This window comes from Euzebyales bacterium, from assembly GCA_035461305.1.
Lineage (GTDB): Bacteria > Actinomycetota > Nitriliruptoria > Euzebyales > JAHELV01 > JAHELV01.
Genome location: DATHVN010000027.1, coordinates 1 through 6,244 on the forward strand (window position 1 = coordinate 1; position 6,244 = coordinate 6,244).

The following is a 6,244-nucleotide window of genomic DNA, read 5'->3' on the forward strand; positions in this document are numbered from 1 at the left end:
AGGGCGAGCTTGGCGACGAAGCCGCTGAACGGCGGCAGGCCCGCCAGGCTGAAGGCGGCTGCCAGGAACAGCAGGCCGAGCACCGGCGCGCGACGTGCGACGCCCCCGAGGTGGCGCAGCGAGCCCGAGCCCGTGCCGGTCTCGATCATGCCGCCGACCAGGAACAACGACGTCTTCACGACGATGTGGTGGATGACGTAGTAGACGGCGCCAGCGATGCCGGCCAGCGTGAACAGGCCGAGCCCGAAGATCATGTAGCCGATCTGGCTGATGATGTGGAAGCTGAGGATGCGCTTGATGTCGTCCTGCGCGATCGCGCCGAGCACCCCGATCAGCATCGTGAGTCCGGCGATGACCAGGATGACCAGCGATGGCGCGCCGTCGTGGGGGAACAGCAGCGTCTGCGTGCGGATCAATGTGTAGACGCCGACCTTCGTCAGCAGGCCGGCGAACAGCGCTGTGATCGGCGCGGGTGCGGTCGGGTAGGAGTCGGGCAACCAGAAGAACAGCGGGAAGATGCCGGCCTTGACGCCGAAGACGACGAGCAGCAGGTAGCCGAACGCGGCGCGCAGGCCGTCGGGCAGCTCGGCGAGGCGGACGGCGAGGTGCGCCAGGTTGACGGTGCCGGTCGCGGCGTAGATGAAGGCGACGGTGGCGACGAACAGCGTCGAGGCCAGCAGGTTGATGACCACGTATGTCATGCCGGCGCGGACCTGTCCCTTGTTGGCCCCCAGCGTGATGAGCACGTAGCTGGCGATCAGCATGACTTCGAAGGCCACGAAGAGGTTGAACAGGTCGCCGGTGAGGAACGACGCGGCGATGCCGGCGGACAGCACGAGGTAGACCGGGTGGAAGTGCAGGTGGAACTCGCGCTCGTCGCCGAGCTGGCCGAGCGCGTACACGAGCACGACCAGGATCATGATCGTCGAGATCAGCAGCATGATGGCGCCGAAGCGGTCCGCGACCAGGGTGATCCCGAACGGCGCCGGCCAACCACCGAGCTGCGACACCAGGGCGGTCTCGGCGTCGGCCCGCTGGAGGATCACCGTCGCCAGCGCGACGGTCGCGGTGCACGTCAGCAGGCTGATCGCCCGCTGCGCCCAGTGCCAGCGCGAGACCAGCAGCGACACGGCGGCCGCAAGCAGCGGCAGCGCGATCGGCAGGGCGATCACGGGGTGTCCCCCTCCGTGTCGGCGGTCGCGGCCGACGACCGCGCGATCCGGCGGTCCTCGACGTCGTCCTCGACCTCGTCGCTGTCGTGGAGCACCCAGCTGCGGTACGCCATCGCCAACAGGTAGGCGGTGACGCCGAACGAGATGACGATCGCGGTCAGGGCCAGCGCCTGGGGCAGGGGGTCGACGAAGACCCCGGCGCTGTCCATGCCGACGATCGTGGCCGGCGAGTCCTCCTCGACCAGCGGTGGTTCGCCGGCGCGACCCCCTGCGAGCTGCAGCAGCAGGTTGGCTCCGTGGCCCATGAGCACGAGCCCGAAGATCACCCGTGTCAACGTCCGCTGCAGCATCAGGTAGGTCCCGATGGCGAACAGCACCGCCACGACCAGGGCCAGGGCGAGGGTCATCGGCGTTCACCCCCCACGGGCGGCCGGACCTGGCCGTCCGCGGCCCCCGCGCCGGGTTGCCGCGCGTCCTTCTCGCTGTAGGCGCCGAGGATCGTCAGCAGCGCCAGCACGAGCCCGACGACGATCAGGTACACGCCGGTGTCGAAGAACAGCACGGTCACGAGCTTGACCTCGCCGAGCAGCGGAGGGTGCCAGGTCAGGATCGCGCTGGACTGGAACGGCTCGCCCAGCAGCAGCGACGCCAGGCCGGTCGCGGCGGCCAACGCGAGCCCCGCGCCCAGGAGGGTCTCGTGGCGGATGCCGACGACGCTGCGCAGGCGCTGGATGCCGCCGCCGACGTAGACCAGGACGAGGGCGGTGCCGGCGGTCAGCCCGCCCACGAAGCCGCCGCCCGGCGCGTTGTGGCCGACGAACAGCAGGTACAGCGAGAACGTCAGCACGAGCGGGAACGCGCCGCGGGTCACGGTGTCGAGGATCAGCGACGGCCGCATCAGCGTTCCACCTCCGCGCCGACGTGGGCGCCACGGTCGTGGTCACCGACGTCGACCCGGTCGGGCGACGGCTGCTCCTCGTCGCGCCGGTCGGCGTCCGGGCGCTCGTCGGCCTCGCCGACGCCCTGGTCCCGCCTGGTGGCCAGGACCAGCGCGGCCACGCCGAGCGCGGCGACCAGCAGCACTGTGATCTCGCCCAGAGTGTCGTAGCCACGGAAGTCCACGAGGATCACGTTGACGACGTTGTGGCCCCCGGCCTCGTCGATCGAGCGCGCCAGGAACTCGGTCGAGATCGGCGTCAGCGATGACGGGCGCGAGCCGCCCGCGATCAGCGCCATGAAGAACACGAAGACGCCGACGGCCGACGCCGTCAGCACGCGCAGCACCTGCCCCAGGCGCCAGGGACGACGGTCGAACCGGGGCGGCAGGAACCGCAGGACCAGCACGAAGACGACGACGCTGAGCGTCTCGATCAGGAACTGGGTCAGTGCGAGGTCGGGTGCGCCCTGCAGCACGAACAGCACGGCCACGCCGTAGCCGACGCCGCCGATGAGCAGTACCGAGATGAAGCGGCGCTGGCTGAAGACCACCGAGACGGCGGCGACGATGATGCCGAACGCGACCAGCAGTTGGCCGGGGTCCTCGGCCAGCGCCGACGGCTCCGGCAGGCCGGGCAGGGTCAGCAGCGCCGACGTCGGCAGCGCCACCGCCGCGAGCAGGATCACGGCCAGGTAGATCGGCAGGGATCCGCTCTGGACGATGCCGGTGGTCCGGTCCGCGACGACGTTCAGCGCCTTGACCGACCACTCGTACGCCGCCTGCGAGCCGGGCCAGCCGCCGAGGCGCTCCTGCAGCTTGGCGAACGGCTCGCGCACCCACACGAGCGCGACACCGTAGCCGATCGTCACGATCGACAGCAACAGCGCCGGCGTGAACCCGTGCCACAGGGCGAGGTGTATCTCCTCGCCCTCGATCAACGCGTGCGATGCCGCGTTGACCAGATGGTCCACGCTGGCGGGCACGATGCCCGTCGCGATGGTGAGCGCGACCAGCAGCGCCGGACCCGCGAGGAACAGCCGCGGCGGCTGCGGCGACTGCCAGCCGACGAGCTTGCGTTGCGCGGCCCGGTCCTTGGTGGCGAAGGCGCCCCACACGAAGCGGTGGCTGTAGGTGAACGTCAGCACCGAGCCCGCGACCAGGCCGGCGAGCACGACGGACCCCCACGGCGCGGCGAGCTCGGCGTGGACGTACGCCTCGTACGCGCTCTCCTTGGCGATGAACCCGAACAGCGGCGGCAGGCCCGCCATCGACAGCGCCGCGACCGTGCCGACGACGGCCAGGGCCGGCATCCGCCGCGCCACCCCCGACAGCTTCCGGATGTCGCGCGTGTGGGTCTGGTGGTCGACGATGCCGGCGACCATGAACAGGGTGGCCTTGAACATCGCGTGGGCGAGCAGCAGCACGACGCCGGCGTGGGTCGCCTCGGCGAACCCGGCGCCGAACAGCGTCATCATGAACCCGAGCTGGCTGACCGTGCCGAACGCAAGCAGCAGCTTGAGGTCGTGCTGGCGCATCGCGCGCAGCCCGCCCCACAGCATCGTCGCCAGACCCAGCGTCAGCAGGACCTCGCGCCACCCGGGCACGGCGGCGAACGCCGGGGCCATCCGCGCGACCAGGTACACGCCCGCCTTGACCATGGTCGCCGAGTGCAGGTAGGCGCTGACCGGCGTGGGCGCCGCCATCGCGCCGGGCAGCCACATGTGGAACGGCACCTGCGCCGACTTGGTCACCGCCCCGGCGATGGTCAGCAGCGCCCCGACGGCTCCCGCGCCGGTCAGCGGCGGGTTCTCGACCAGGGCGGACAGCTCGTACGTGCCGGCGGCCTCCCCGAGCAGCACGAACCCGGCGAGCATGACCAGGCCACCGGTGGCGGTGATCAGGATCGCCTGCAGGGCGGCGGCGCGCGCCGACCCCTTCTCGTCCTCGTAGCCGATCAGCAGGTAGCTGGTGATCGACGTCAGCTCCCAGAAGACGTACAGGACGAGCAGGTTGTCGGCGAGGACCAGGCCGAGCATGGCGCCGGCGAAGGCGGTCAGCCGGGACGCGAACCGCCCCAGGTCGCGGTCGGTGCCGTCATGGTGGCCGAAGTAGGAGACGCTGTAGAGGAAGATCAGCGTGCCGATGCCACTGACCAGCGCGATCCACACCAGCGCGAACGCGTCGACGCGGAAGGTCGCCTCGAGCCCGATCGCGGGCAGCCAGCCGAACGAGGCCACGACGGGCTCGCCCTCCAGCACACCATGCGCGACCGCGGCAGCCCACAGCACGGTCGCCAACGGGGCCGCGCCGCACAGGTAGAAGACCCGCCGGCCCAGTGTCCGGGCGCTGACCGGTGCGATCGCCGCGATGACGAAGTGCAATGCCACGAGGGCGATCGGCACCCGGTTTCCCCTTACTCACGTCGCGCGGCCGCCAGGCTTCCCTGACGAGGCGCACGACACGCTATCGACGAGGATGGCTGCGCGCATCGGTCAACCCTTGAGGCGCCGCAGCAATCCTGTCAACCCCACGAGGCTGGACACCGCCGCGACGCCGGCGCCGAGCAGGGTCGCCGTGGGCACCGACCGCTGCGTCCCGGCGGATCCGCCGCCACCGTGCCCGTCGGGAGCATGGCTGTCGATCACGTGATCGTGGCGCGGGCCACCGGGTGACGGGTCCGCTGTCGCGCCGCTGTGGTTCGTGTGGCCGGCCGGCGGCCGCGATCGGGCGACGCCCGCGCGGCCCCGGGTCGGGGTCGTCGCTGCGCGGATGCCACCCCCCGCGAACGCAGCAACCGTGGCGGTGGCGGCGGTGCTGGTCGCGACAGCCGCCCGGTGCCCGTCATGAGCAGCTCCGACCGCGCCGGCGTCGGCATCGACGCCCGACCGCCTACGGCGCGCGCGCCGCGTGAGCACCTGGTTGACCTCCGCGCCGAGAAGCAGCGCGAACATCGACAGCTGCAGCCAGAGCATGAAGACGATCGCACTGCCCAGCGGACCGTACGGCGAGTTCGACTTCGTGTAGCTACCGAAGGTCGCCACGTACCAGCCGAACACCGCCGACGCGAGCAGCCAGGTGACGACGGCGAGCGCCGCACCCGGTGTGATCCACGCCCATCTGGGCCGCTGCTCCCAGTCGGGGCCGATCCAGTAGATGAACGCGAACAGGACCATCAGCAACAGGACGGCCGCCACGTACCGTCCGACGGTCGCGGCCAGATCCAGGCCTGACTGTGCGGTCTCGGTCAACGGCAGCGACGTGAGGATGCGGTTCTCGATCGCGCCGCCCGCGACCAGCAGCACCGAGATCGCGATCAGCGCGACCAGCAGGGCGACCGTCACGACCAGCGCGATGCCACGGGCTGAGAGCAGCTTGCGGTCGTCGGCCTCGTCGTAGGCGCGGCTGAGCGCCTTGTTGAGGGTGGATGCGGCACCGGACGCTGCCCATAGGCCCAGCGCGATACCACCGATGGCGATGCCTCCCGACGCGGCGCGCTCGATGAACTCCTCGAGCTGCGGCCTGATGGCCTCCGTGAGGTCAGGCGGAGCGTTGGCAAGCAGTTGCGTCAGGTCCCGCTCGTCGATCACCAGCGCGGAGATCGCGACGGCGGCCAGCAGCGCCGGGAACAGCGCGAGCACGATCTTGAACGACACCGCCGCGGCGAGCGTCGGCACGTCGTCGGACTTGATCTCGGCGGTGAGCTCTTTTCCCGCGGCGGTGACCTCGTCGCGGTCGCGCAGCGCTCGAAGATCGAACCTGCTGCTCACGTCTCCCCTTCGACGTCACGCTCGGGCAGCGTGAGCGTACCCATGGACCACGCGGCCAGACCTTCACGGACGAGGTCGTCGGCGAGCCGTCGCGCGCGGTCGGGATCGTCGGTATCGGCGGCCGCCGCCACGTCCGCGGTCGCGACGGGTCCGGCCCGCAGCGCGTCCAGCAGCCGGCCGCGGTGGTAGCGGCCGGTCTCGGTGAACGGCACCGGCGCGGCGGGACGGACCACGAGGCCCGGATCGGGCGGAGCGTTGCCGCGGGCATGCCAGGCACAGGCGTCCGCGACGGGGCAGCCGCCGCAGGCCGGCGCCCGCGCTGTGCAGTGGCGGGCACCCAGCTCGATCAGCGCCTGCGCGGTGGCCCA

At 71.3% G+C, this 6,244-nt stretch carries 6 protein-coding genes; all 6 read right to left on the minus strand.

The features are described from left to right. The coding region (locus tag VK923_02135) for a proton-conducting transporter membrane subunit (protein HSJ43466.1) at window positions 1-1,172 on the minus strand (1,172 nt) is incomplete at its 3' end. Further along, window positions 1,169-1,579 carry an NADH-quinone oxidoreductase subunit K gene (locus tag VK923_02140; protein ID HSJ43467.1) on the minus strand — a complete coding sequence of 137 codons (411 nt, stop codon included), beginning with the start codon at window positions 1,577-1,579 and terminating at the stop codon, window positions 1,169-1,171. The genes VK923_02135 and VK923_02140, both read right to left, overlap by 4 nt. Beyond that, complete coding sequence (locus tag VK923_02145; GenBank protein HSJ43468.1) at window positions 1,576-2,070, minus strand: MnhB domain-containing protein; 495 nt, start codon at window positions 2,068-2,070, stop codon at window positions 1,576-1,578. The genes VK923_02140 and VK923_02145 overlap by 4 nt, the downstream gene beginning before the upstream one ends. Beyond that, entirely contained in the window at window positions 2,070-4,511 is a 2,442-nt protein-coding gene (gene mbhE, locus VK923_02150; protein HSJ43469.1) for a hydrogen gas-evolving membrane-bound hydrogenase subunit E, read from the minus strand. The genes VK923_02145 and mbhE overlap by 1 nt, the downstream gene beginning before the upstream one ends. A gap of 90 nt (window positions 4,512-4,601) precedes the next feature. Further along, complete coding sequence (locus VK923_02155) at window positions 4,602-5,876, minus strand: YihY/virulence factor BrkB family protein (GenBank protein HSJ43470.1); 1,275 nt, start codon at window positions 5,874-5,876, stop codon at window positions 4,602-4,604. Beyond that, window positions 5,873-6,244, minus strand: a 372-nt coding sequence (locus tag VK923_02160) for a hypothetical protein (GenBank protein ID HSJ43471.1), incomplete at its 5' end; no start/stop codon positions are given. The genes VK923_02155 and VK923_02160, both read right to left, overlap by 4 nt.